Source organism: Pseudomonas sp. Tn43 (genome assembly GCF_014192635.1).
Lineage (GTDB): Bacteria > Pseudomonadota > Gammaproteobacteria > Pseudomonadales > Pseudomonadaceae > Aquipseudomonas.
On sequence record NZ_JACHYG010000004.1, the window covers coordinates 158,696 to 183,996 of the forward strand.

At 59.9% G+C, this 25,301-nt stretch carries 24 protein-coding genes; 13 read left to right on the top strand and 11 right to left on the bottom strand.

Going from position 1 to position 25,301, the window contains the following annotated elements:
* Positions 1-126: 126 nt before the first annotated feature.
* Together FHW68_RS12425 and FHW68_RS12430 are read left to right on the top strand one after the other, a co-directional pair.
* On the top strand, positions 127-1,323 hold the full coding sequence (locus FHW68_RS12425) for a DUF3142 domain-containing protein (RefSeq protein WP_183680594.1): 1,197 nt from the start codon (positions 127-129) through the stop codon (positions 1,321-1,323).
* Positions 1,310-3,445 carry a hypothetical protein gene (locus FHW68_RS12430; RefSeq protein WP_183680596.1) on the top strand — a complete coding sequence of 712 codons (2,136 nt, stop codon included), beginning with the start codon at positions 1,310-1,312 and terminating at the stop codon, positions 3,443-3,445. The genes FHW68_RS12425 and FHW68_RS12430 overlap by 14 nt, the downstream gene beginning before the upstream one ends.
* On the opposite strand, the gene FHW68_RS12435 is transcribed toward FHW68_RS12430, so the two are convergent.
* Positions 3,446-4,075, bottom strand: coding sequence for a LysE family translocator (locus tag FHW68_RS12435; RefSeq protein ID WP_183680598.1), 630 nt, complete (start codon positions 4,073-4,075; stop codon positions 3,446-3,448).
* A 146-nt stretch (positions 4,076-4,221) separates the two neighbouring features.
* Between FHW68_RS12435 and FHW68_RS12440 the strand changes: the two genes are divergently transcribed.
* Positions 4,222-4,695, top strand: coding sequence for an Lrp/AsnC family transcriptional regulator (locus FHW68_RS12440; protein WP_038980472.1), 474 nt, complete (start codon positions 4,222-4,224; stop codon positions 4,693-4,695).
* Between the two features lie 113 nt (positions 4,696-4,808).
* Here FHW68_RS12440 and lpdA read toward each other — a convergent pair whose 3' ends face one another.
* Positions 4,809-6,209 carry a dihydrolipoyl dehydrogenase gene (gene lpdA, locus FHW68_RS12445; protein WP_095632804.1) on the bottom strand — a complete coding sequence of 467 codons (1,401 nt, stop codon included), beginning with the start codon at positions 6,207-6,209 and terminating at the stop codon, positions 4,809-4,811.
* A gap of 196 nt (positions 6,210-6,405) precedes the next feature.
* Here lpdA and hflK (FHW68_RS12450) point away from each other — a divergent pair, with 196 nt between their 5' ends.
* From hflK (FHW68_RS12450) to cfaB, 5 genes are all read left to right on the top strand, one after another.
* Positions 6,406-8,370, top strand: a complete 1,965-nt coding sequence (gene hflK / locus FHW68_RS12450) for a protease modulator HflK (protein WP_183680600.1) — start codon at positions 6,406-6,408, stop codon at positions 8,368-8,370.
* The gene (hflC, locus tag FHW68_RS12455) at positions 8,367-9,416 is read left to right on the top strand and encodes a protease modulator HflC (RefSeq protein WP_183680602.1); all 1,050 of its coding nucleotides are present in this window, start codon (positions 8,367-8,369) and stop codon (positions 9,414-9,416) included. Before hflK (FHW68_RS12450) ends, hflC begins: the two co-directional genes overlap by 4 nt.
* Positions 9,413-10,474, top strand: coding sequence for a protease modulator HflK (gene hflK, locus FHW68_RS12460; RefSeq protein WP_183680604.1), 1,062 nt, complete (start codon positions 9,413-9,415; stop codon positions 10,472-10,474). The genes hflC and hflK (FHW68_RS12460) overlap by 4 nt, the downstream gene beginning before the upstream one ends.
* Positions 10,471-12,381 (top strand): heavy metal translocating P-type ATPase, encoded by a 1,911-nt coding sequence (locus tag FHW68_RS12465; RefSeq protein ID WP_095632808.1) that lies wholly within the window; start codon positions 10,471-10,473, stop codon positions 12,379-12,381. The genes hflK (FHW68_RS12460) and FHW68_RS12465 overlap by 4 nt, the downstream gene beginning before the upstream one ends.
* Positions 12,382-12,582: 201 nt before the next feature.
* Positions 12,583-13,770: a C17 cyclopropane fatty acid synthase CfaB gene (gene cfaB, locus FHW68_RS12470; protein ID WP_183680606.1), complete on the top strand. Its 1,188-nt coding sequence runs from the start codon at positions 12,583-12,585 to the stop codon at positions 13,768-13,770.
* Here cfaB and cls read toward each other — a convergent pair.
* On the bottom strand, positions 13,767-15,206 hold the full coding sequence (gene cls, locus FHW68_RS12475; RefSeq protein ID WP_183680608.1) for a cardiolipin synthase: 1,440 nt from the start codon (positions 15,204-15,206) through the stop codon (positions 13,767-13,769). The genes cfaB and cls overlap by 4 nt on opposite strands.
* 131 nt (positions 15,207-15,337) lie before the next feature.
* Here cls and FHW68_RS12485 point away from each other — a divergent pair, with 131 nt between their 5' ends.
* Complete coding sequence (locus FHW68_RS12485; protein WP_095632811.1) at positions 15,338-15,859, top strand: DUF3617 domain-containing protein; 522 nt, start codon at positions 15,338-15,340, stop codon at positions 15,857-15,859.
* A gap of 108 nt (positions 15,860-15,967) precedes the next feature.
* Here the strand turns inward: FHW68_RS12485 and FHW68_RS12490 are convergent, their stop codons facing one another.
* The 6 genes from FHW68_RS12490 to folE2 all read right to left on the bottom strand — a co-directional run bounded on the left by FHW68_RS12490 (position 15,968) and on the right by folE2 (position 20,918).
* Positions 15,968-16,861: a His/Gly/Thr/Pro-type tRNA ligase C-terminal domain-containing protein gene (locus FHW68_RS12490; RefSeq protein WP_095632812.1), complete on the bottom strand. Its 894-nt coding sequence runs from the start codon at positions 16,859-16,861 to the stop codon at positions 15,968-15,970.
* A gap of 185 nt (positions 16,862-17,046) precedes the next feature.
* Complete coding sequence (locus FHW68_RS12495; RefSeq protein WP_095632813.1) at positions 17,047-17,607, bottom strand: DapH/DapD/GlmU-related protein; 561 nt, start codon at positions 17,605-17,607, stop codon at positions 17,047-17,049.
* Positions 17,604-18,479 (bottom strand): metal ABC transporter substrate-binding protein, encoded by an 876-nt coding sequence (locus FHW68_RS12500; protein WP_183680610.1) that lies wholly within the window; start codon positions 18,477-18,479, stop codon positions 17,604-17,606. Before FHW68_RS12500 ends, FHW68_RS12495 begins: the two co-directional genes overlap by 4 nt.
* An 11-nt stretch (positions 18,480-18,490) precedes the next feature.
* A complete protein-coding gene (locus tag FHW68_RS12505) occupies positions 18,491-19,357 on the bottom strand; it encodes a metal ABC transporter permease (protein ID WP_183680611.1) in 867 nt (288 codons plus the stop codon).
* A complete protein-coding gene (locus FHW68_RS12510) occupies positions 19,357-20,025 on the bottom strand; it encodes a metal ABC transporter ATP-binding protein (protein ID WP_183680613.1) in 669 nt (222 codons plus the stop codon). The genes FHW68_RS12505 and FHW68_RS12510 overlap by 1 nt, the downstream gene beginning before the upstream one ends.
* Complete coding sequence (gene folE2 / locus FHW68_RS12515) at positions 20,022-20,918, bottom strand: GTP cyclohydrolase FolE2 (RefSeq protein ID WP_183680615.1); 897 nt, start codon at positions 20,916-20,918, stop codon at positions 20,022-20,024. Before folE2 ends, FHW68_RS12510 begins: the two co-directional genes overlap by 4 nt.
* Positions 20,919-21,044: 126 nt before the next feature.
* Between folE2 and dksA the strand changes: the two genes are divergently transcribed.
* Genes dksA through FHW68_RS12530 form a run of 3 tightly spaced genes read left to right on the top strand, consistent with a single transcriptional unit; the run spans position 21,045 to position 23,336 of the window.
* Positions 21,045-21,449, top strand: a complete 405-nt coding sequence (dksA, locus tag FHW68_RS12520; protein WP_183680616.1) for an RNA polymerase-binding protein DksA — start codon at positions 21,045-21,047, stop codon at positions 21,447-21,449.
* Between the two features lie 28 nt (positions 21,450-21,477).
* On the top strand, positions 21,478-22,686 hold the full coding sequence (zigA, locus tag FHW68_RS12525; RefSeq protein ID WP_183680617.1) for a zinc metallochaperone GTPase ZigA: 1,209 nt from the start codon (positions 21,478-21,480) through the stop codon (positions 22,684-22,686).
* Positions 22,686-23,336 (top strand): DUF1826 domain-containing protein, encoded by a 651-nt coding sequence (locus FHW68_RS12530; RefSeq protein ID WP_183680618.1) that lies wholly within the window; start codon positions 22,686-22,688, stop codon positions 23,334-23,336. The genes zigA and FHW68_RS12530 overlap by 1 nt, the downstream gene beginning before the upstream one ends.
* 4 nt (positions 23,337-23,340) lie before the next feature.
* Here the strand turns inward: FHW68_RS12530 and FHW68_RS12535 are convergent, their stop codons facing one another.
* Positions 23,341-23,697 carry an NADH:ubiquinone oxidoreductase gene (locus tag FHW68_RS12535; RefSeq protein ID WP_183680619.1) on the bottom strand — a complete coding sequence of 119 codons (357 nt, stop codon included), beginning with the start codon at positions 23,695-23,697 and terminating at the stop codon, positions 23,341-23,343.
* A 26-nt stretch (positions 23,698-23,723) separates the two neighbouring features.
* On the opposite strand from FHW68_RS12535, the gene FHW68_RS12540 reads away from it, so the two are divergent.
* Positions 23,724-24,686 (top strand): GTP-binding protein, encoded by a 963-nt coding sequence (locus FHW68_RS12540; protein ID WP_183680620.1) that lies wholly within the window; start codon positions 23,724-23,726, stop codon positions 24,684-24,686.
* Positions 24,687-24,813: 127 nt separating this feature from the next.
* Here the strand turns inward: FHW68_RS12540 and FHW68_RS12545 are convergent, their stop codons facing one another.
* Entirely contained in the window at positions 24,814-25,227 is a 414-nt protein-coding gene (locus FHW68_RS12545; protein ID WP_183680621.1) for a DUF3301 domain-containing protein, read from the bottom strand.
* Positions 25,228-25,301: the final 74 nt, after the last annotated feature.

The following is a 25,301-nucleotide window of genomic DNA, read 5'->3' on the forward strand; positions in this document are numbered from 1 at the left end:
CCGCCATTCAGACACCCCCAGCCTTCAGAGAAACTGTGCAGGTTTCACGACTGCTTCGCAGCCGAACGCAGCCTTCGGCAGCTGCTACGAATAATGCGGTTGGGGTCAAGCCGCCCAAGGGTCTTCATGTATTTTCTCGCTCGTCTGTCGGCCTTGCTTGCCGCATTGCTGTTGCTCAACGGTTGCGAGCAACAGAGCGCGCCGCCGCTCGATCAGCAACTCTACGTCTGGCAACGCCAATGGACGCCGGCCCATGACGCCGCGCTGCGCGACAGCCGCGCCGATTTCTCGACCTTGCGCGTGCTGGCCTTGCAGGCGTTTGCGCAGGCTGGCTGGAGCCGGGCACGGATCGATCCGGTGCTGCTCAAGCGTGATGGCCGACCGCTGATTGCGGTGATTCGTCTGGATGGCCAGCTCCCGGGCCTGGATCAAGAGCAGGTCACCGCACAAATCCAGCAAGTGCTCAGCGATTGGCAAGGGCAGGGGCTGATCCTCTCCGGCGTGGAAATCGATCACGATGCGGGCAATGCCCGGCTACCGGCCTATCGCGAATTCCTTACGCATTTACGCACCGTTCTGCCCGCTTCCTTGCCGTTGAGCATCACCGCGTTGCCGGCCTGGCTCGACAGCCCTGAATTGCCGGCGTTGCTGGCAACTGTCGACAGCAGCGTTTTGCAGGTGCACGCGGTGAGCGATCCACGGCGTGGGCTGTTCGACCCCAATCAGGCACGGCAATGGGCCAAAGCCTGGAGCCGTATCACCTCGAAACCGTTTTATCTGGCATTGCCGGCTTATGGCGTGGCGTTGTTGCCGGGGGACGGTGGCGCGCCGGTCGTGGAAAGTGAAGTGCCCATCGAGCGGGGCGGCGAACGCCGGGAATTACTGGCGGATCCGCTGCAACTGAGCAAACTCGGCGCCGAGTTGCGCGCCGATCCACCGGATCATCTGGCCGGGCTGATCTGGTTTCGCCTGCCGCTGGCCAATGATCGCAGGGCCTGGAGCTTGACGACGCTTATCGCCGTGGCGCGTGGCGATAAGCTCGACAGCGTCATGAGATTGAAGCTCTTGGCGCAGGACGGTCTCTACGACATCAGCGTCAGCAACCACGGCAACCTCGATAGCGCCTGGCCCGAACGCCTGACATTGGCGGTGCAGGGCTGCGACGGCGCCGATGCATTGGCCGGTTATGCGTTGCAACAACGTCTGGATCTGCTTACCTTCACCCGCCTGCGCGAGGGTCGAATACCGGCCGGCGGGCAGCGCGCCATCGGCTGGGCACGCTGCGCAACTATTGATCAAGGAGGTTCGAATGTTCACCCGTAACTGGCCCCGCCATGTGCTTTGCCTGAGCCTCAGCCTGCCGTTGGGTTCAGCGTTGGCCTGCGGGCCGGACTTCCCCATGCGCCTGCTGGACAACCGTGGCCAGTCGCTGGCGGAACTGCCGGAAGGCAACTTCAACGTTGAGATCAGTCGCCTCGGGCATGCCATCGCTGGACTGAAAAATGTCACGGCTGCCACCAACATTCCGGGGGACGGTTACGGCGATGGGCCGGATTACGCGGGTCAGCGCAACACCGCCGAACAGGCTGGTTTGACGCCTGAGCAGCAAGCACTGGTGCAACAACTGCGCAGCCTGACCGATGCCCGTCAGGTTGAAGAGCAAGGCGCGAGCCTGCCGGCCGAGCACAGGTTGTACCTGGCGGGCGCGGTGGCGTTCAACGCGGGTGACCATGGTTTGGCCGCTGAATATTTTCAGAAAGTGCTGGCGCTGCCGGCGGATCAACGTGCGTTGCGCAGTACCTGGGCGGCTTACTCGTTGGGGCGGGCACTGTTTGCCATGAGTTCACGGGCGGGCGCGGGGCCCGACCTGTTGGCTCAATCCCGAAAAGCCTTCGAACGAACTCGTCAGCTGAGCATCGACGGCTTCAGCGACCCCTTGGAACTGGGTGTTGCGAGCCTCGGCGAAGAAGCGCGAGTGGCCCGCACCGCTGGCGACTGGGACAGCGCCATCGAACTCTACGCCACGCAGAACCTCCACGGTTCGGCGGTGGGCTACAGCTCGTTGAAATGGTTGATGGCCGATCTGATGGCAATGCCCGATGACCGACTGACGGTATTGCTCAAGGGCAAAGCGGTGCAGCAACTGGTGACGGCGTCGTTGATCAGTCGACTGGGCTGGTCATTCGGTGATCAACCGCCGAACGAACAAAAACTGATCAAGCTGTTGCAAAACAGCACCCGCGGCAGCCTGGATAACGCGGATCGCCTGGCGGCGATGAGCTATCAACAGGGCGATTACGCCAGTGCCAAAGCCTTTCTCGAACAGGCCGGTGATGGCGGCCTTGCATGGTGGCTGCGGGCGAAACTGGCGTTGCGTGATGGCGACAAAGGCGCTGCCGCTGCGGCTTACGCCAAGGCAGCCCAAGCCTTCCCGCAGAACGAGTCCTGGGGTGAACGACGGACCCCGGACTGGGATTACGAAACAGTGCAGCCCAAGTGCCGGGTCGAGGGCGAAAGCGCGATCCTGGCTCTGCAACGCGGGGATTATCTGCAAGCCTTTGATCAGCTCTATCGCAGCCAACGCATTTACTGGTACGACGCGGCCACGGTTGCCGAGCGGGTGCTGACCCTCGATGAACTCAAGCATTACGTCGACACTCAGGTGCCCGCACCGCCACCGCTCAGTCAGCAGGATCGCGACAATTATGTGCCGTTGCCGGTTGCCGCCAGCCTGCGAAATCTGCTGGGGCGGCGGTTGTTGCGTGAAGGGCGTTATGACGAAGCGCCAGGGTATTTCGATCATGCTGTTTTGCAGGCCAAAGCCAAGTGGTATGGGGAGTTGCGCAACGACGCCGAATCAAAGTGGTGGCCGACCAAACGGGCATTCGCTTATTACTATGCCGCGACACTGGCCCGCTACGATGGAATGGAGTTGTTGGGCTATGAGATGTCCCCGGATTACGCGACGTTTGGTGGCAATTACCGCCTCGAGAGCAGCGAACTCAAGGTCGGACCTCTCATGGCTGAAGAGGAAGTCCAACGCCAGCAATCCAGCGCCGCCAAGCCGGATCAGCGCTATCACTATCGTTATGTCGCCACAGCTTTAGCCAGTCGTGCAGCCGACAATTTGCCCCACACTAGCCAAGCCTTTGCAGCCGTGCTGTGTGAGGCGGCGGGTTGGAACACCAGTCGCGAAGAAGCAAGAGCCTTCTATCAACGCTACATCAAAGAAGGCCCTTATGTGGATTGGGCAATCTCCTTCGGCGAACAATGTCTTACCCCGGATTTTCAGAATGCAGATAAACGTTACATAACCCAGGCTGTGGCTCCCATCCGTTCGGCACTACGGCCTTACAAAAAATGGCTGCAAGTGGGGAGTGTTGTAGCGTTTACAGCGGTAGCGCTGGTGCTGATCAATCGACGCCAGCGCAAGGCGCGGCAGTAATCATCCCTGCTGCACAAAGGTCAGCCGCACCGCGAAGCCGATCAGCAAGCTGCCGAACAACCATTGCTGCACCCGCTGGGCTGATGGACTGCGTTGCAGCCAGCGGCCCAGCGCGGCGCCGACCAACGCGTAGGCGCTGTCGAACAGTAACCCGACACCGACCAGCATTACGCCCAGCGTCGCAAATTGCGTGAGCACCGGCCCGGCATGCGGATCAATGAACTGCGGCAACAGCACCGAGCAGAACAATAGCGCCTTGGGGTTGAGCAGGTTGGTCAGCAAACCGCGCTGGACGGCCTCGCGCCAATGCGGTTTTTCGGTAGTTGCGTTTGTACCATTCAAGCTCGGCAACATCGTGGTGCGCAGGCACTGAATGCCGATCCACAGCAGGTACGCAGCCCCAGCCAGGCGCACCACGTCGAAGGTCCAGGGCGCCGTCTTGAACAGCGCCGCCAAACCCAACGCCGCCAAGGCCACATGACAACCACGTGCCACACCGAGCCCCAACGCCGTGGCCAGCGCCGCGCCTTTGCCCTGACGCGCGCCGGTCTGCAACAGCAGGATCATGTCCGGGCCCGGCAACAGGTACACCACCGCCAGCGCCATGAAAAACAGCCAGAGTCCTGCCATGTTGCACCCCATTGGTTGTCGATCTGGTGGAGATCAGTCTAAGTCCGAGGGGCAGGGCAGGTGGTTGCGTAGTCAGCTTCTAAAGACCCGATATTTGGCATAACCTGCCACTTTGTGATGATCGAACCATCGGGATCTGCCAAACCATGAAACTGGACGCCTACGACCGCAAGATTCTCGCCGCGTTGCAACGGGACGGTCGCCTGAGCAACGTGCAATTGGCTGACGAAATCGGTTTGTCTGCCTCGCCCTGTTTGCGTCGGGTACGGATGCTGGAAGAGGCGGGCGTGATTCGCGGTTATCAGGCCAATCTGGATCGAGATGAAGTGGGCCTTGGGCTGACAGTGTTTGTCGGGGTCAAAGTCGAACGCCACAATGATGAACAAGCTGAAGCTTTTCGCCTGGCCGTGACGGCATTGCCTGAGGTGATTTCGGCGTTCCTGGTATCAGGGGAGTCCGATTTTCTGTTGCAAGTGGTGGTGCCCGATTTGCGCGCCTATGACCGTTTCCTCACCGGCCGCCTGTTGAAACTGCCGGGTGTGAGCGATATCCGCAGCAACTTTGCGATTCACACGGTAAAGACCCCGGGGGCATTGCCGTTGGAGCATTTGCCGCTTTAGACCGCGTTGACTGCATCGCGAGCCGGCTCGCTCCCCCCCATTGGCTGTGTGAACGCCACAGATCAAATGTGGAAGCGAGCCTGCTCGCGATAGCGGTAGTTCAGTCTCCGGGCTTACATCTGCGTCGCCATCCCCTCCACATCCATTGCCGCCTGGCGCAAGGCTTCGGAGCGAGTCGGGTGTGGGTGACAAGTCAGGGCGATGTCTTCGGCCGAGGCGCTGAACTCCATCGCCACGCAATATTCGCCAATCAATTCACTCACGCTGGGGCCCACAAGGTGCACACCGAGGACTTCGTCGGTGCGCTCATCGGCCAATACTTTGGCGAAGCCTTCGGTTTCGTGATTGATCTTCGCCCGGCTGTTGGCCGTGAAGGGAAACTTGCCAACCTTATAAGCGCGACCTTCGGCCTTCAGTTGTTCTTCGGTCTTGCCGACGCTGGCCAACTCCGGTTTGGTGTAGATCACGCTGGGGATCAGGTCGTAATTGACCTCGCCGGCCTTGCCGACGATTTGCTCGATGCAGGCCATGGCTTCGTCTTCGGCCTTGTGGGCGAGCATCGGCCCCGACGTGACATCACCGACCACCCAGATGCCAGCGGCCTCGGTGCGGTGGCCCTTATTGGCGAGCATGCCGCGCTTGTCCGTGGCGAGGCCGACGTTTTCCAGCCCCAGGCCTTGGGTATAAGGGCGCCGACCAATGGCTACCAACACATAATCGGCTTCAAGCAACTCGGCGGTGCCACCCGCGGCCGGTTCGACGCTGAGCTGAACACCGCTCGCCGACGTCGTGGCACTGGTGACTTTCGAGCTCAACTTGAAGCGGATGCCTTGCTTGCTCAACGAGCGTTGAAGGCTCTTGCCCGCTTCGCCATCCACGCCGGGGCAGATCCGATCGAGAAATTCGACCACCGTCACCTGAGCACCCAGGCGCCGCCATACCGAGCCCAACTCCAGGCCGATCACCCCGGCACCGATCACCACCAAATGCTTCGGTACTTCAGCCAGCGACAATGCGCCGGTGGAGTCGAGAATGCGTTTGTTGTCGATGTCCACGCCGGGCAGGGGAGTGGGTTCGGAACCGGTGGCGATAATGATGTCTTTGGCACTCAGTTCGGTCTTGGTGCCCTGGTTGTCGGTCACCGTGACTTTGCCCGGCCCGTCGATGCGGCCCCAGCCCTTGATCCAGTCGACTTTGTTTTTGCGAAACAGAAACTCGATGCCTTTGGTCAGCCCGGTAACGCTTTCATCTTTCTGTTTCATCATTTGAGCCAGGTTGAGGACAGGTTTGACCTCAATCCCCAGGTTGGCGAATTCCGCTCCCATGGCCGCGTCGTAGAGTTCTGAGGCATGCAGCAGCGCCTTGGACGGCATGCAGCCGACATTCAGGCACGTTCCGCCCAGAGTGGCGCGTCCTTCCACGCAGGCTGCTTTAAGACCCAGCTGGCCAGCGCGGATCGCTGCGTTATAGCCGCCGGGGCCTGCGCCCAGAATCACAACGTCATAGGTGCTCATGGTGGTACTCCTGGTGAAGGGGACAGGGTCGATAAACGTAGCCTTGGATAAAAATTACGAGCGTAATATGTGCGTTTCGAGCCATTTCGGTCAAGGCTTCAGGTCCGGCGCTTTTAGATGAAGCGATTTACGACGAATATTTCACTACTTTCGTTATATCGTAACGAAATGTGATGCAAGCGAAGGCTGGGGTGGTATGCAAGTCGATCTCGATGACGATGAGGCACAAATAGCAGCGCTGCCGCGCTTTCAGCAGGCGGTGGTTCAAGGACGTCGATTGCGGCCATTCGCGATCGGTTTGGCGGCCTTGGCTGGCGCGGGGCTGGTGCTGGCGTTTTTTGTCGGGCTGTTTGCGCCGCAGTCGCTTTGGCCGGCGTTGCTGGTCAATCAGAGCGCCGGTTTGCTGGTGCTGGTCGCCGGCCTGCAATCGGCCTGGTGGGTAACGCAGTGGCGCGCACGGGCGATGGACCCTGCATTGTCGGTGCCGGTGGTTGTCGCTGAGGAGGTCGTTGGCGCTGAAGGCTGGTACGAGCGGTGGCTGGACCGCATCAGCCAACGGTGGTTGCGCTTGCTGGGGCAGATCGGTGCGCCAACGCTATGGTTAGCGGGCTGGGCGTTATTGACGTTGTACAGTATCGGGCACGTCTGGAATCTGACCTTGCCGCCCGCCGCGTTGGGGATGTCGGCCAGTGTCGGCGCCACGCTGTCGTTGCTGCTGGCTTTCGGTTTGCTGGTGCTGGAGCGGCAACTGGCACAGGAAAACGTCGCCCAGTGGCCCGAAGCAGGGCCGTTGGCGCAACTGACACGGGTCGCGATTATTTGCCTGGTGCTCAGCGCACTGTGTGTGTTGTTCGGCAATGAAACATCGGTCTGGCCGGTGCGTCTGGCAGTGCTGATCGGCTTGCTGCCGGGGTTGGTCGCCGTCGAGTTGCTGCTGCGGGCCCTGTTGTCGCTGTTCAGCCCTCGTCGTGAACAGCTGGAGCCGGCCTTGCTGGCGCGAAGCTTCGTCGCTGACATGCTGCGCTGGCCGCCGCAGCCTTTGCTCGTATTGCAGCACGAATTGCACAATCGCTTTGGTATCGACCTGCGACAAATCTGGGCCTTCACCTACATGCGCCGGGCATTTTTGCCGGTGCTGGCAGTGGTGGCTATCGTCGGTTGGTCGCTCACCGGTATTCACGAAATTCCCCTGCAAGGGCGCGGTATCTATGAGCGTTTCGGCAAACCGGTGGAGGTGTTCGGCCCTGGTTTGCACGCCGGTTTGCCGTGGCCGCTGGGCCGGGTGCTGAGCGTCGAGTACGGCGTGGTTCACGAGTTGGCCACCAGCGTGGGCGACACGTCGGCGCCGGTCACGGCCGAACCTGCCGAAGGCCCGGCACCGGCGATTGCCAATCGCTTGTGGGACGCCAGTCATGTGAACGACAAATCCCAGGTCATCGCCAGCAGCCGCGACGACAAACAGAGCTTCCAGATCGTCAACATGGACGTGCGCTTCGTCTATCGAATCGGCTTGAGCAATCAGGCGGCATTAGCCGCGACGTACAACAGCGCCGATGTGCCAACGTTGATCCGCAGCACCGCCAGCCGGATTCTGGTGCACGATTTCGCCTCGCGAACCCTCGATGGTTTGCTCGGCGAGGACAGGGTAGGGCTCGCTGAAGAGATCGGCCGCGCCGTGCAGGCTGACCTGCAAAAACTCGACAGCGGCGTGGAAATTCTTGCCACGGTAATTGAGGCCATCCACCCGCCAGCGGGTGCGGCCAATGCTTATCACGGTGTGCAAGCGGCGCAGATTGCCGCTCAGGCATCGATTTCCCGTGAGCGCGGAGCTGCGGCCGAAGCGACCCACCAGGCGCAACTGCAAGCCAGCATCGCTCACGATCGCGCCACGGCCAGTGCTCATGAAATCAGTGCGACCGCTCAGGCCGCCGAGTTGAAATTTGCCGCCGAGCGAAAGGCTTTTTCCAGCGCCGGCCAGGCCTTCGTGCTGGAGCAATACCTCAGCCAGCTGACCCAAGGTTTGGCCAACGCCAGGCTACTGGTTCTTGATCATCGCCTGGGCGGCACCAGCAATGCGCCGACCATCGACCTACGTACCTTCACGCTGCCGGCTGAGCCTGGGCCGCCGCGTAATTCCGCTCAGCCAGGAGCCGCCCATTGAACCAGCCGACGCCTACACACAATCGCGGTCACGATGACCACGCTGACCACGATCACGGCCATGGCGGACATCACCACGGCCATCACCATCATCACCACGGCGATCCACACGAAGCGGGCCCGTTCCCGTGGCGGCGAATGGGTTGGGCGGCGCTGCTGGTGGCGTTTGCCATTGCGGCGGCGAGCCTGGTGCAGGTGCGTTCGGGAGAGGCCACGGTTATCACTCGCTTCGGCAATCCATCGCGGGTGTTGCTGGAGCCGGGACTTGGCTGGCGCTGGCCGGCACCGTTCGAGGCGGCGATTCCGGTGGATCTGCGGCTGCGCACCACCTCCAGCGGTTTGCAGGATGTGGGCACGCGCGATGGTCTGCGCATCATCGTGCAAGCCTACGTGGCCTGGCAGGTGCCGGGTGATCCAGACAACGTGCAACGCTTTATGCGCGCCGTGCAGAACCAGCCGGACGAAGCGGCGCGGCAGATACGCACTTTTGTCGGCTCCGCGTTGGAAACCACCGCCAGCAGTTTTGATCTGGCCAACCTGGTGAACACCGATGCCAATCAAGTGCGCATCGCCGATTTTGAAGCGCAACTGCGTCAGCAGATCGATCAGCAGTTACTCACCACCTATGGCGTGCGCGTGCTGCAAGTCGGCATCGAGCGTTTGACCTTGCCATCGGTGACGCTCACTGCGACTGTCGATCGTATGCGTGCCGAGCGTGAAACCATCGCCATTGAACGCACGGCCATCGGCAAGCGTGAAGCGGCGCAGATTCGCTCCGCGGCCGAGCGTGACGCGCGAATCGTACAAGCTGATGCAACAGTGAAAGCCGCGGACATCGAAGCCCAATCCCGCGTCGAAGCCGCGCAGATTTACGGCCGTGCCTACGCCGGTTCGCCGCAGCTCTATAACGTGCTGCGCTCTCTCGACACCTTGGGCACCATCGTCACGCCGGGCACCAAACTGATTTTGCGTACCGATGCTGCGCCATTTCGGGTGTTGGTTGAGGGACCGCCGACTCTCGATAACAAGTCCGGGTCGCAGCCATGAATTTAAAAGTTCCACGTGGAACACATGAGTTGAGCAGCCCGTGGATTCAGGCCGGGCGCTTGGCTTTTCTGGCGCTGTACGCCGTGACCGTGCTGGCTGCGTTGGCATGGGCATTTTCCAATGTGCGGCAGATCGACCCGCAAAATCGTGCTGTGGTGCTGCACTTCGGCGCACTGGATCGCCTTCAAAATGCCGGTTTGCTATTGGCATGGCCGCGCCCGTTCGAGCAGGTCATCTTGTTGCCGGCAGCGGACCGGGTGATCGAGCGTCGGGTGGAAAGTCTGCTGCGCACGGATGCCGCATTGCAGGCCGATCGAGTCGCGAGTTTCGCCACACCCATCAGCGATGCGCTTGCCGGCTCCGGTTATCTGCTGACCGGTGATGCGGGCGTGGTACAACTGGATGTGCGGGTGTTCTACAAGGTCACCGAACCCTATGCCTTCGTTCTTCAGGGTGAACATGTGCTGCCGGCGCTGGATCGGCTGGTGACGCGCAGTGCCGTGGCGCTTACTGCCGCGCGCGACCTGGACACCATTCTGGTGGCTCGACCGGAACTGATCGGCGCCGACAATCAGGCCGCTGAGCGCCGCGAACGTCTACGTGGCGATCTGGTGCGGGGCATCAATCAACGCTTGGCCGAATTGACGGCGACCGGGCAGGGGTTGGGCATTGAAGTGGAGCGGGTCGATGTGCAATCGAGTCTTCCCGGGCCGGCGGTGAATGCGTTCAACGCAGTGTTAACCGCCAGCCAGCAAGCCGACAAAGCCGTGGCCAACGCGCGCACCGAAGCCGAGAAGTTGACTCAGTCCGCCAACGAACAAGCCGACCGCACGCTGCAAGTGGCTCACGCCCAAGCCAGCGAACGCCTGGCCAAAGCCTCCGCCGACACCGCCACAGTGCTGAGTTTGGCCAAGGCGCAGCAGCAAGGCACCGACCCGCAAATGCTGCTGCGGATTTACCGTGAGCGGATGCCGAAGATTCTCGGCCAGGCCGGCTCGGTGACCACGGTCGATCCCAAAGACGATTCCCGCCTGATCATTCAGGGAGCTGCGCAATGACCGCCCAAACCGCCGCCGCACCGAGCATGTTGTCTTCGGCTGAACAACGTAGCGCCGCGCGCCAGTTGACCCTGGCCATGCTTGCATTGGGCTTGCTTGCGCTGGGGCTGATCTGGCGCTGGTTGTTACCACAGCAGACCGGGGTGAGCCAATTGCTGCTGGGTTTCGCTTCGTTGCTGGTGGCCGTGCCGGTCATGCGCTCGGCGTGGTTCAGCCTGCGTTATCCGAGCCTGCACGGGATTACCGATCAACTGATCGCCCTGGCCATGCTCGGCGCCTGGGCCACGGGCGATCTGCTGACCGCTGCGCTATTGCCGATCATCATGATCTTCGGCCACGTACTGGAAGAGCGCAGCGTGATCGGTTCCCAGGAAGCGATTCATGCTCTGGGCAAACTGACTCGCAGCCATGCACGTAAAATTCAGGCTGATGGCAGCGTTGTTGAAGTCGACAACGGCACGCTCAAGGCTGGCGATCTGGTGGAGGTGCGTGCCGGTGATCGAGTGCCGGCGGATGGCCGGGTATTGTCGGGTCAGGCAAGCCTGGACACCGCTTCGATCACCGGTGAGTCAGTGCCGATAGAAACTGTCGTAGGCATGCCGGTGTTCGGTGGGGCGATCAACCTCGATGGCCTGCTGCGCATTGAAGTGACCCGCACCGGTAACGAATCGACCCTGGGTAAAGTCATTGCGCTGATGCAAAGCGCTGAACGCTCCAAGCCGCCGATCACCCGTTTGCTCGAACGCTACGCCGGCAGCTACATGGTGTTGGTGTTGCTGCTGGCTGCCGTGACCTGGTTCGTGACCAACGATGCGCAAGCGATGCTCGCAGTGTTGGTCGCGGCGTGCCCTTGCGCGCTGGTGTTGTCGGCACCGGCCACGGCCATTGCCGGAGTGGCGGTGGCGGCTCGGCACGGCATTCTGATTCGCAGCTCGGCGTTCCTCGAAGAGTTGGCTGACCTGACCTCGTTGGTGGTCGACAAGACCGGAACCCTGACGTTTGGCACCTTGCGCCTGCAATCCATCGACAGTCCGCTGGAGGATCGCAGCTACGTGCTGAAACTTGCCGCCAGCCTCGGTTCCGCCAGCAGTCACCCGGTCAGCCGCGCCTTGGCCGGGTTAGTCACCCAGGAACACTTTCTGCTGCTCTCTGACATTCACGAGCGTCAGGGGCTGGGTGTCGTGGCGATGACTGAGCAGGGCGAAGCGGCCCTCGGCCGTCCGGAGCTGTTCGCGCAACTGGGCATCGCCACATCCGCTGTGCCCGAACACGACGGCCCGATTGCCGGGCTGGCACTCAACGGTGAATTTCTCGCCTGGCTGTTGCTCGCCGACAGTGTAAAACCCGAGGCGCGGTTTGCCCTGAGCGAGTTGCGTGAATTGGGTTTGGGTCGTCAGCTGTTGCTCACCGGGGATCGGCAAAGCGTTGCGCATACGCTGGCCCGCGATGTGGGCATCAGTGATGTCGAAGCCCAGGCCTTGCCCGAAGACAAGCTCAACCGCGTAATGAAAGAAATCGGCAGCGGGTTCCGGCCAATGGTGGTGGGCGACGGTATCAACGATTCCCTGGCGCTCAAGGCCGGTGTGGTCGGCGTGGCCATGGGCGCGGGCGGCGCGGACATCGCGCTGGCCTCGGCCGATATCGTGCTGATCGGCAGCGATCTGCGCCGGCTCGGAACCTGTGTGCGCTTGAGTCGCCAATGCCGCCAGACCTTGCAGGTCAACGTGATCATCGGGTTGGGCTGGACCCTGGCCATCGTCGCGTTTGCCGCATTTGGCTGGCTCGGCGCGGCAGGGGCGATGATTGCCGCGCTGCTGCACAACTTGAGCACGTTATTGGTGCTCGGGAATGCCGGGCGTTTGCTACGCTTTCAGGAACCCCTACTCAAACTTAAGGATGAGGTGTAAGTGTCTACAACTTTTCAGAACTGTGTGCCGGATTTGTAGTCATCTAGGGTAAGGCGGTCACTCACAAGGAGCCGACCGTTGGCTGGGTTTCACCGTTGATGGCAACACCGGGATCAGAAAGTGGGCTATTAATCGATAGCCTGCTATTTTTCAGGGATGGTCTACCCTCAGATTTGGCGTCTGAAACAAGGGGGACTTTTCATGCTCGCGCAACTTCCACCGGCCTTACAGAATCTGCAATTACCGCTTCGCTTGCGACTCTGGGATGGTCATGAATTCAATCTGGGGCCGGCGCCCAGCGTCACCATTGTGGTCAAGGACCCCCACATGGTTACCCAGTTCACCCATCCCAGCCTCGATGCGTTGGGGGCGGCGTTCGTCGAGGGCAAGCTGGAGCTGGAAGGCTCCATCAGCGACGTGATTCGTGTCTGCGATGAATGGAGCCAGGCGTTGTTGAACGGTGAGGAAGGCAATCAGCCTGTGCGCACCGTCCATGACAAGGAAACCGACGCCCAGGCCATCTCCTACCACTACGACCTTTCCAACGCGTTTTATCAATTGTGGCTCGACAGCGACATGGCGTATTCCTGCGCCTATTTCGAGACCGGCAGTGAAACCCTCGAACAAGCCCAGCAAGCCAAGTTTCGCCACCTGTGCCGCAAGTTGCGCTTGCAGCCAGGCGAATATCTGCTGGATGTCGGTTGCGGCTGGGGCGGGTTGGCGCGCTATGCGGCTCGGGAGTTCGGCGCGAAAGTATTCGGAATCACGCTGAGTAAAGAGCAATTGGCACTGGCCCGCGAACGGGTGAAAGCCGAAGGCCTGGAGGATCAGATCGAACTGCAACTGCTCGATTACCGCGATCTGCCGCAGGACGCTCGCTTTGACAAGGTGGTCAGCGTTGGCATGTTCGAACACGTCGGCCACGCCAATTTGGCCGAGTACTGCAAAATCTTGTTCAGTGCAGTGAAGGAGGGCGGTCTGGTGATGAATCACGGGATCACCGCCAAGCACACCGACGGCCGGCCGGTTGGGCGCGGCGCCGGCGAGTTCATTGAGAAGTACGTATTCCCCAATGGCGAGCTGCCGCACCTGGCGATGATCTCCGCCGAGATCAGCGAAGCGGGGCTGGAAATCGTCGATGTCGAGAGCCTGCGCCTGCATTACGCGCGAACCCTGGACCACTGGAGCGAACGCCTGGAAGACAATCTGGACGCCGCCAGCAAACTGGTGCCGGAACAGGCTTTACGGATCTGGCGGTTGTACCTGGCAGGGTGCGCCTATGCCTTTGCCCGAGGCTGGATCAACCTGCATCAAATTCTCGCGGTGAAAACCCATCCCGATGGCAGCCATGAACTGCCCTGGACCCGCGACGACATATACAACCCTTAAAGAATCGGTGAAATAAGCCGGGCGACCCGCATGCCGATCTGTTGCAGGCGGTGGGTCTGCCGGCTTTCTTCTTTGGCGATTTCGTGAGCCTGGGCGAAGTCATCATTGAGCATGTGTTCCACTTTGGTGGCAAATACGCTGTCGACCGTCAGCAACATCACTTCGAAATTCAGCCGGAACGAACGGTTGTCCATGTTGGCGCTGCCAATGGCGCTGATTTCGCTGTCGATCAGCACCACTTTCTGATGCATGAACCCCGGTTGGTAACGGTACAAGCGCACGCCCGCACGTACTGCTTCGAAAGCGTAAAGGCTGGATGCGGCATAGACGATCCGGTGATCCGCCCGCGACGGCAACAAAATCCGTACATCCACACCACGCAATACCGCCAGTCGTAACGCGGCGAACACCGCTTCGTCAGGGATGAAATAAGGGGTGGTGATCCACACCCGTTCCGTCGCCGCATGGATGGCTTCGACGAAGAATAGCGAACAGGTTTCGCAGGAATCCGCAGGGCCGGTGGCCAGTAATTGGCAGAGCACACCGTCATCGGGATAGACCTGCGGCAGGATCAAGGGTGGAAGCGAACGGGCCGCCCAGAACCAGTCTTCGGCGAAGGACTCCTGCATGCAGGCCACTACCGGCCCGCGTACTTGTACGTGGGTGTCACGCCATGGCGCCAGGGGCGGTTTCTCCCCCATGTATTCGTCGCCGATATTAAGCCCACCGACAAAACCGACAATCCCGTCGACCACGACGATCTTGCGGTGGTTGCGGAAATTGACCTGAAAGCGGTTGAGCCAGCCACTGCGGGTGGCGAAGGCTTTGACCTCGATACCGGCGTCGCGCAACGGTTGCACATAACCGTGGGGCAATGAGTGGCTGCCGATGCGGTCGTAGAGCAGGTAAATGGCCACGCCTTCGGCCGCTTTTTTCGTCAGCAAGGTGTGCAGGCGTTGGCCGAGGCGGTCATCGTGAATGATGAAGAACTGGATCAGCACCGCTTGCCGGGCATTGCTGATGGCATCGAAAATTGCATCGAAGGTGGCTTGGCCGTCGATCAGCAAGCGCACTTCGTTGTTCGCCAGACACGGCATGTGTCCCAGTTTGGGCATGGCTCTCAACGACGCGTAGGCGCTGGAGGCACGAGCAGCCAGTGCCTCTTCTACCCAAGGGCGCCAGTTCAGTTCGGAGATGGCCTTGCGCATTTCCTCGTTGGCTTGCCGTCGGGCCTTGATGTAGCCATCGAAGGTGCTACGGCCGAAGACCAGGTAAGGAATAAGCGTGAGGTAGGGAATGAACAGCAGTGACAGAGCCCAGGCGATCGAGCCTTGGGCGGTCCGAACGGTCAATACGGCATGAATGGCGGCAATCGAGCCCAGCGCGTGCAACAGAGCGATCAGATAACCGAACACATGCGGTCCGAAATAATCCATGGGGCAGCCTTGCTCCTGAAGATTCAATGCTTAAAAGACCATGTTCCGGGCAGAATGTCGCTATTTAATTGGCCCATGAACCGAAGTCCGTGGCTGACGTCTAACGGCCACTAATGATCAGGAGTTACTCGATGAACGTTCGTCTGCTGGGTTTGGCCATAGCGTTTGGTTTGACATTCTCTGTGGCTGCTCAGGCGCAGATGTTGCAGCCAGGCTTGTGGGAAATGACTTCAAGCAACATGAAGGTCGATGATCAGAATCTGCCCGACCTGCAACTGATCCTCGGTCAGATACAGAGTCAGATGACCCCTGAACAGCGTGCGCAGCTGGAGAAACAGGGCATCACCATGGGTGGTAAAGGAATTCGTGCGTGCCTCACGCCTGAGCAAGTGAAGACCAACGACATTCCGCTGACGGACCCACAGTCGGGCTGCAAGCAGGAAATCACCGAGCGTACCGGTAACCAGTGGAAATTCCGCTTCAGCTGTCCGAAAGCGCAAGGCGCGGGTGTCGCCACATTCCTCAGCGATCGCGAGTTCACCACCAAGGTCAACGGCACCTTCAACGCCACCGGCATTCAGCAGAAGGGCAGCCTCGATACTCGTGCTGTGTGGTTGGGCCAGGATTGCGGGACCGTTAAACCTCGGGCCTAAAAGCTTCGCGGGCAAGCCTCGCTCCTACGGGGTATCAATGTCGATCGTGCGAACGACCCAGATGCTGTAGGAGCGAGGCTTGCCCGCGAAGGCGTCCGCTCGGGCACCTCAAGTCCGGAGCGGATTCAACAATTCACATACCGCCTCAATCCCTTTCTCTCCGAAGTCTTCTCCGCTGCCGCTGCGCATACTGACAAACCCGCCTTGCTTTTCCTTCTCGCCCACTACCAACAGATACGGCACTTTCTGGCTGTGCTGGCGAATCTTGTGGCTGATTTTCTCGTTACGCAGGTCCGAGTTGGCGCGCAATCCGCGGCGGCGCAGTGTCTCGGTCACCGAGTGCGCATAAGCACTCTGACGTTCATCAATGTTCACGACCATTACCTGCGACGGCGCTCGCCAGGTGTCCAGTTCCTGTTGGCTGGACCAGCACGTGCCGTAGATCCGTTGCTCAGAGGTGCCGCCAATATGATCCAGCGCGAAGGCCTGTAATACCTTGGTGGTGGGTACATGCGGGCCTGCGGCAAAACTTTCAAAATCGCCCAAGCGATACAGCGATAACCGTCCAGTTGGCGTTGCCCGGGAAGCCGTTTCCCGGCGGATCGAATGGTTGGTTGCCGCCAATGCACGCATGCGCGTTTCAATCAGAGGCAACTCGGCCAGCGTTAAAGAATGCCGTAAAGCAAACTCATAAAAGAAACCGTCACCCAGCGACGAGCCTGTGCGCAATTGCGCGTGCGGATAAAGCTGTTTGACGGCCATGGCCAACATCAGCGCGCAGGAACGGCGAAGGATTTCCAGGCCATCGGGCTCTTGAGGCGTGACGATGCTTACCCGGGCATCGCCCTTGATCAGGAATCCACAATCGACCAACACGCCGTCGACCCGACCGGCCACCGCCGCGTTGGCCAACCCGAAACTGATGCTCGCAGCGACTTCATATACAGACAGTGGCTGATCGTACTCACGCAATGAACCATCGGGCAGGGTGATATGGATCATGATCGTGTTCTCGAATGTTTTCGATAACGCGTGCTAGGCATAAACCGTAGGGCTAAACCCTGCCTGTGGTCAAATGCAAAACGTGCAACCGGATTGCCACGGCGTTCGTTTCACCTTCAATACTGCGGTCGCATCTTGATGATGCGACCATGACTTACCAGCCAGTCACGACACGCTGCTCATGGTCAGAATTCGTTCTGCAGGGCTTTGTAGCCGCGCACCAGATCGACGTTGGTGCGCGCCACATCCTCGGAAAACTCCGAGGCGCTGACGCTCACCGGTGGGAATTGCGACAGGTCAGTATTGGGCCCGATGCGCGTGGTGGAGGGCACGTAGAAGTCCTCGGGCAAGTCACGACCGTCGACCACTGAGTTATGCCGCACCACGCAACCGTCGCCCACCGCGCAGTTGAACAGCACGCTGTTGAATCCGATGAACACGCGGTTACCGACGGTGCAGGGACCGTGCACGATGGAGCGGTGGGCGATAGAGCTGAACTCGCCGATGGTCACCGCCGCGCCAGACTTGGAGTGAATCACCACACCGTCCTGGATATTCGAATTGGCGCCGATGGTGATCGCTTCCATTTCGCCCGAGTCATCCACTTCATCGGCGCGAATCACCGCGTACGGGCCGACGAATACGTTCTCGCCGATCACCACTTTGCCGCAGATGATGGCGGTTTTATCCACATACGCGGACTCAGCAATCGACGGCAGATCGCCGGAAGGATTCTTGCGGATCATGGCTTGCTCATCGCGTTGTACAGGGTGTTGAGGTTGTATTCGAACAACCCGGCGAAGGTGCTGGCCGGGCCCGTCGCCGCAAGAGCGTCAGAGTAAAGCGTGCCGCCGATACGCGCGCCGCTTTCATCAGCGATTTGCTTGAGCAGGCGTGCGTTCTTGATGTTTTCCATGAACACCGCTTTGACCTGGGCCTGACGGATCTGGGTGATCAGCGCAGCGACTTCGGCCGCCGACGGTTCACGTTCGGTGGACAGACCTTGTGGCGCCATGAAGTCGATGCCGTACGCCTGACCGAGATAGCCGAAGGCGTCATGGGAGGTCACGATTTTGCGATTACCCGGCGGCAGCGAACCGAGCTTGGCTTTGGCCTCGGCGAGCAAGGCATAGATCTTTTTCAGGTAGGCCTGGCTGTTGTGTTCGTAGTCGGCTTTGTTGGCAGGGTCGGCGGCGATCAGCGCTTTGGTGATGTTGCTGATGTACAGCTCGCTGTTTGCCAGGTTGTGCCAAGCGTGTGGATCGGGAATGGTTTCGCCATCTTCTTCCAGCGAGCGTGGAATGACACCGTGGCTGGCACTGATGACCGTAGCTTTGGCCTCGGTGCTGGTCAGCAGACGATCCAGCCATGGCTCGAAACCTAACCCGTTTTTGATGATCAGCCTGGCCTTGAGCAGCGCCTTGGCATCGTCCGGGGTCGGTTCATAGGTATGGGCATCGGCGTCCGGCCCGACCATGTTGGTGATCTGGATATGGTCGCCGCCGATTTGATGGGTCATGTCGGCGAGGATGCTGAAGCTGGTGACGACCTGGAGTTTTTCCGCGGCAGACAACGACATCGACAGCATCAGACTGAACAGCACGAGTAAAGCGCGCATCGGGCAACACCTCATTGGGATGTGAGCAAAGGCGGGCGGCGCAGCAAACCGTGCACCGGACCGAAGACCACGGACAGCAAATACAAACCGCCAGCCGTCAGCACGATCGCCGGGCCGCTGGGCAGCGAGTAGTAAAACGACAGCAACAAGCCGAGCCAGACCGAGAGGCAGCCGAGCAGCGCGGCGATGATCATCAGTACTGGCAAGCGACGACTCCAGAAGCGAGAAGCCGCGGCTGGCAGCATCATCAAACCGACCACCATCAGGGCACCGATAGCCTGGAAACCGATCACCAGGTTCAGCACCACCAGCGTCAGAAATACCCCATGAGCCAGTGGCCCGAGGCGGCTGACGGTTTGCAGAAATAGCGGGTCGAGGGTGTCCAGCAACAAGGGTTTGTAGATGAGGGCCATGACGATCAGGCTGAAGCCCGAGACCCAAATCATGCCGGTCAAAGTCGGCCCGTCGACTGCCAGCGCCGAGCCAAATAGCAGGTGCAACAGGTCCAGTCGCTTGCCGGCGATGCCGAGGATCAGCACGCCGCTGGCCAGCGAAATCGGATAGATCGCGGCCAGGCTCGCGTCTTCCCGCAGGCCGGTGCGGCGGGTGATCCAGGCGGCCAGTCCGGCCATGCTCAAGCCGGCACCGAGGCCGCCGATGGTCAGTGCGGGCAGACTCAACCCGGCGAACCAGAAGCCCAATGCGGCGCCGGGCAAGATGCCGTGAGCCACCGCGTCGCCGATCAGGCTCATGCGCCGCAGGATCAGAAACACCCCAAGCGGTGCCGTGCTGCACGCCAGAACGAGAGCACCGAGCAACGCACGGCGCATGAATACGAATTCGTGGAACGGTTGCCAGAGCTGAGCGGCAGCGATCATCAAGCCACCAGCGTCTGAGGTTGTTGGCGAATCAGATCGGTACTGAGGCCTAGCACGCAGCCGCTGCTTTTGATCAATAGGGCTTGTGGGATGTATTGGCGCACGGCGGCCAGGTCATGACACACCACGACCAGGGTTCGGCCTTCGGCATGCCAGGCGTGGATGTGTTTCCACAGTAGCGCCTGTCCAAGTTCATCGAGTGCGGCGTGGGGTTCGTCGAGCAACAACAAAGGGGCTTCGGCAAGACTCAACCGGGCGAGCAGAGCTCGCTGCAATTCGCCTCCGGAGAGGGCCATCAATGGGCGATGTTCCAGGCCGCTCAAACACCAGTCTTGCAGTGCAGACTTGAGACGTTGGCGACGAGTCTCCGCAGCTTGTTTGCTACCCCAGAACCCTGCGGCCACCAACTCTTGCAGGCTGATGGGGAACTGCCGGTCCAGGTGTTGTTGCTGAGGCAGAAACGAAAGGCCGCCTTTGCGTGGAACATCAATGATGACTTTTCCTGCCAGTGGCTTTTGCAGACCGGCGATGACTTTCAGCAGGCTGGTTTTACCCGATCCATTGGCACCGATGACCGCGGTCAAACTGCCTTTGGCTAACTGGAAATCCACCGATGGCGTGAGCGGTTGACCGGGAGCGCCCCAGCGCAAGGCTTGGCATTGGATCATGCGGCCTCCCAATTCCAGCGACTTTCAGCGACAGCATCGTGGGCATGAAGACTTTCGGCGTGAACGACTCGCACGTGAAAGGCGTTGATTCCGGCGGAACGTTTCAGGGTCAGGTTCAAGCGTCGAGCGGCGTCTTCGCAGAACATCAGATTCTGGCCGTTGGCGAGGGCGAAAGCTTGTTCGTCGGCGCGCTTCACGGCGGTTTGCACCGCTGTGCCGAGGGCTGCTTCCGCATCATTGATCGCGTCGATCAGCGGCAGCTCATCCAAACGACCGTCCAGACGCAGTTGCAATTGCGCATTGCTGCGTTGGCTATGCGGCGTCGCAACGATACCTTTCGTAGAGCCGAGCCAAGCCAGAACATCGGCGTGTTGCAGTGATTTGTTGGCGAAGTCATCCACGAATTGTTGCTGAATCAACTGCCGCGAAAGCGCTGCTGAGCACGGGCAGGTTGAGGAATAAGCAACGTCGATTTTTAGTTCCACGTGGAACATCGCGTTTTTCAAACTGGCTTCGATGCTCACCGGATAAGTTTTCCAGCCGGCCAGTGGACTGACGAGCGCAGGTCTTTTGAGCAATAGTTCGGTGTGAATTTTCAGGTAAGCGTTGTGGGAAAGCCCTTCATGGGTTTCGAGAAAATTCTGCAAGACTCGCCGCAATAAGGCAGGCGAAAGGTTTTCCTGCTCAAGCATTTCCAACGCTAGATACAGCCGCGACATATGGATGCCGCGCACCTCTCCATCGTCAAGGCTAACGCCAGCGTCGACCTTTGCGCTCAGTCGCTGGCCATCGAATAAAACCGGAAGAGCAATGCCGCACATGCCCACCCAATCGAGTGGCAGGGCTTGGCGTGAAGCCTGCGCGGCGATATCCGGCAGAGTCAGCGCATTCATGAGCAGGTCCATCGTGGGAGTTGATTTGGCATGTTATATTATAACAATGGACGCGCAAGAGGGAGTGACTTGTTTGTATTGTTATATTATAACATAAAAATACACCCGCTCTGATGATCCATCGCCATGACTAAGCAAGAACTCCTCGCTCAACCCGCCGCCGATTACATGAACGACGCCCAGCAAGGCTTCTTTCGCGAGCTGTTGCTGGCTCAGCGTGGCGAGCTGCAGGAACGCATTGCCGGCGAGTTCGACGCGTTACGCGAGCAGGAACCCCACAGCGATCCCGCTGACATCGGTAGCGCCGAAGAACAGCGCCAGTGGCAACTGCGCCTGCTGGAGCGGGAAAAGAAGCTCCTGGACAAGATTGACGAAGCCCTCGAACACCTGGCCCGCGGTGAGTACGGCTGGTGTCGCGAAACCGGTGAGCCGATTGGTCTCAAGCGCCTGCTGCTGCGACCCACCGCCACTCTGTGTATTGAAGCCAAAGAACGTGAAGAGCTGCGCGAACGCCATCAACGGGCGATTTGACCGGCCACATCCTGATGAGGAATACCTGATGCCTAATCGTCTTCCCGTGACCGTCCTTTCGGGCTTTCTCGGTGCCGGAAAAAGTACACTTCTTAATTACGTATTACGTAATCGCGAAAATTTGCGGGTCGCGGTGATCGTCAATGACATGAGTGAGATCAACATTGATGGCAGCGAAGTTCAGCGCGATGTCAGTCTGAACCGTGCCGAAGAAAAGCTCGTGGAAATGAGCAACGGCTGCATCTGCTGCACCCTGCGGGAAGATTTGCTCGAAGAAGTCGGCAAACTCGCCAAGGACGGTCGTTTCGATTACCTGTTGATCGAGTCCACAGGCATTTCCGAGCCTCTGCCCGTGGCAGAAACCTTCACGTTTCGCGATGAAGAAGGGCAGAGCCTGGCGGACCTCGCACGGCTCGACACCATGGTCACCGTGGTCGACGGCATGAACTTCCTGCTCGACTATCAGGCCGCCGAAAGCCTCGCTTCCCGTGGCGAAACCCTGGGCGAGGAGGACGAACGCTCGATCACTGACCTGTTGATCGAGCAAATCGAATTCGCCGACGTGATCCTGATCAGCAAGATCGATTTGATCAGCAGCCGCGAGCGCCAGGAGTTGATTGCAATCCTTGAACGGCTCAATGCCCAGGCAGAAATCATTCCGATGGTCATGGGCGAAGTGCCGCTCAAGAAAATCCTCAACACCGGGCGCTTCGACTTCGAAAAAGCCGCTCAGGCGCCGGGATGGTTGCAGGAATTGCGCGGTGAGCACGTGCCGGAAACGGAGGAATATGGCATCGCCTCCACGGCCTATCGGGCGCGGCGACCCTTTCATCCACAGCGTTTCTTCAGCTTCATCGACCGTCCGTGGGTGAACGGCAAATTGCTGCGTTCCAAAGGCTTTTTCTGGTTGGCCAGCAAACACCGGGACGCTGGCAGTTGGTCCCAGGCTGGGGGCTTGATGCGTCACGGTTTTGCCGGGCGCTGGTGGCGTTTCGTGCCAAAAAACCAGTGGCCGCAAGACGAAGAAAGTACCGCCGGGATCATGGAAAACTGGACCGCCGCCACCGGCGATTGCCGCCAGGAACTGGTGTTTATCGGCCAGAACATCGACTTTGCGCAACTCGCCGCCGAACTCGACAACTGCCTGCTGACGGATGCTGAAATGGCCTTGGGTGTCGAGGGTTGGCAGTTACTGCCCGATCCGTTCGGTCCTTGGCACGAAGAGGCGGCTGCCTGATGTTGGCGCCCAGTCTGAAGCTGCGACCGGTCATTCGTCAGGTCCAAGGTGATACGCCAAAAGTGCTGACCGGAATTCTGGACGACGGCGTGAACCTGGCCCTCTGGCAACGCCAGCTCCCGGTGCACATTGCCGATTTCGCTCGTTTGTTGTTGTCCCTGAATGAGCCGCTGGCCGAGTCGCTGTCCCTGGAACTGCCCGGCGATGATGCCGATCCCAATCTCCACGGTTTAGCCTCAGGCTTCAGTGACCTTGAAGGCTACGAAGGCTTTATCGCCGATGTTTCCTGGCTGGTCAGCGCCTTCGCCTGCCTGTTGGGCGCCCAGCGTATCGGCCTGCGCCTGCGGGTTCTGGACACCGCCATGTGCCCGCGTTTCCACGTCGATCATGTGCCGGTGCGGTTGATCACCACCTACGCAGGTATCGGCAGCCAATGGCTCAAAGAAGGGGCGATAGATCGCCGGCAATTAGGCAAACCTGAGGCCGAACCGCAGAACAATTCGCTGATCCAGCAAATCACCAGCGGCGAAGTGGCGTTGCTTAAAGGGGAGAAGTGGCACGGCAACGAAGGCTTCGGTTTGATCCACCGCTCGCCGCAGCCGGCGCCGGGTGAGCGTCGTTTGATCCTGACCCTTGACTGGCTGAGCTAGCCGCTCAAGGTTTGAGCCAGGTTCCCTGGCTCTGGGCTTCGCAAAACGGCTTCAAATATGCCGCATCGGAGGCCACGCCGTAATAGTGAATATCCTGCCGGTAAGGCATATTGGCGACTTGAGCGTTGCTGCACACTCCGAACGCGCCGGTGGGGCATTGGTCGACGTACTGCACCTCGACTGTCTGTCCGGGCAAATTCGGCTGGCAGAAACCATCGGCGAACAGTTTTTCCGGGATATTGCGGTTTTGCTGGCAGACTTTCACATCGAGCCGCTCAGCCGTGCTGTGTACCACGCAAGCCTGGGCCAGCGCTTCGCCCGACGTGAGCGCCAGCAGCAACGACCATCCCATCAACCGCATCCTTTACCTCCTCAGAAACCTCGACCATGTTGCAGAATATTCCCACCCACGTCATTGCTGGCCCACTAGGTGCCGGCAAGACAAGCCTGATCAAGCACCTGCTGGCGCAACGGCCCGCGGGTGAGCGCTGGGCGGTGTTGATCAACGAGTTCGGCCAGATCGGTCTGGATGCCGCGCTGTTGACTCAGGATGCCGATGGTATCGCACTGGGGGAAGTGGCCGGGGGCTGTTTGTGTTGCGTCAATGGTGCGCCGTTTCAGATCGGCCTGGGGCGATTGCTGCGCAAGGCGCGACCGGATCGACTATTCATCGAACCCTCCGGACTGGGACATCCGGCGCAGTTACTCCGGCAATTGAGTGAGGTTCCGTGGCAAGGCGTCCTGGCGGTGCAGCCGTGCGTGCTGGTGCTGGATGCTCAGGCGCTCGCGGCCGGAAAAACGTTACCGGCGGCGCAACAGCAAGCCTTGGACAGTGCCGGGTTGCTGTTGCTGAACAAGGCAGAAAACCTCAACGACAGCGATCGCCAACGAATCGCCGCACAGTTGCCAACGCTTCCCTTGTACTGGACGCAGCAAGCCGCCTTGCCGTTGGGCAAGTTGCCGGGGATCGCGGCTCAGGCTGTCGGGGGTGTGGATAACTTTGTCGCGCCCAAAGGATTGGCGCAGATGCCAGCCATCTGGACCGATCCCACGTTGCCGATTTGCTTGAGTCAGGTGCAGGAGGGTGGCTGGAGCGTTGGATGGCGGTGGCATCCGAGTCAGATATTCGATGCCGGATTGATCGAAAAGTGGCTTGCGCATCTTGAATGGCGGCGGGCGAAGCTGGTTATCCACAGCGCCGAGGGATGGGTGTCGGCGAATGCGCTGGATAACTCGTCACTGAATTGGCAGATCAGTGAATGGCATCGGGATTCGCGTATTGAGTTGATTTTCAGTGAGCAGCAGGCTGTCCCAGAACTGCAGGAAGGTTTGGCGGGGTGCCGCACTTAGGCAAATTAGCGAGTTTTTGTGTCGTTTTTGAAGGCCTCATCGCGGGCAAGCCCGCTCCCACAGGTACAGTGTGAACCTTGTGGGAGCGGGCTTGCCCGCGATTGGTTTTAACTGACTGACATCCGACTCACGGACGCCACTTCGTGTGTTCTTGCCGCCACTGGCTCAGTTCAATCACCTCGGCTCTGGGCTTCGTGATATCGGCCACGGGCGGTGTGTCGTCGAACGGCATCGGGTAAGGCGCCAGCTCGATCTGTGCGCTATGGGCGCCAAATTGGGTGATGGTGCCGGTGTGGCGGGTTTCGCCGGTTACGGTGAATTCGAAGTTATACACACGGGCCAGGCGCCGACGGCCGTTGGCGTCTTTAATGAATGCGATCTTCTTCAACGCTACGTTGCCGTCCAGCAGCTCGATCCGAAGCTTGGCGCAATGATGCATGACCCGTTCCAGCGCACGTTCGCGCAGGCCGTGGTTGTGCCACAACCACGCGCCACCGGTGGCGAGCAGCATCAACACGAGGATATTTCCGAGGGTCAGCATCAACAGGTTGCTCCAACAAGATAGCGTCAGCTTAACTGCGTCGCCGGTCTGTCGTACAGGCTGCGTTTAGTCGC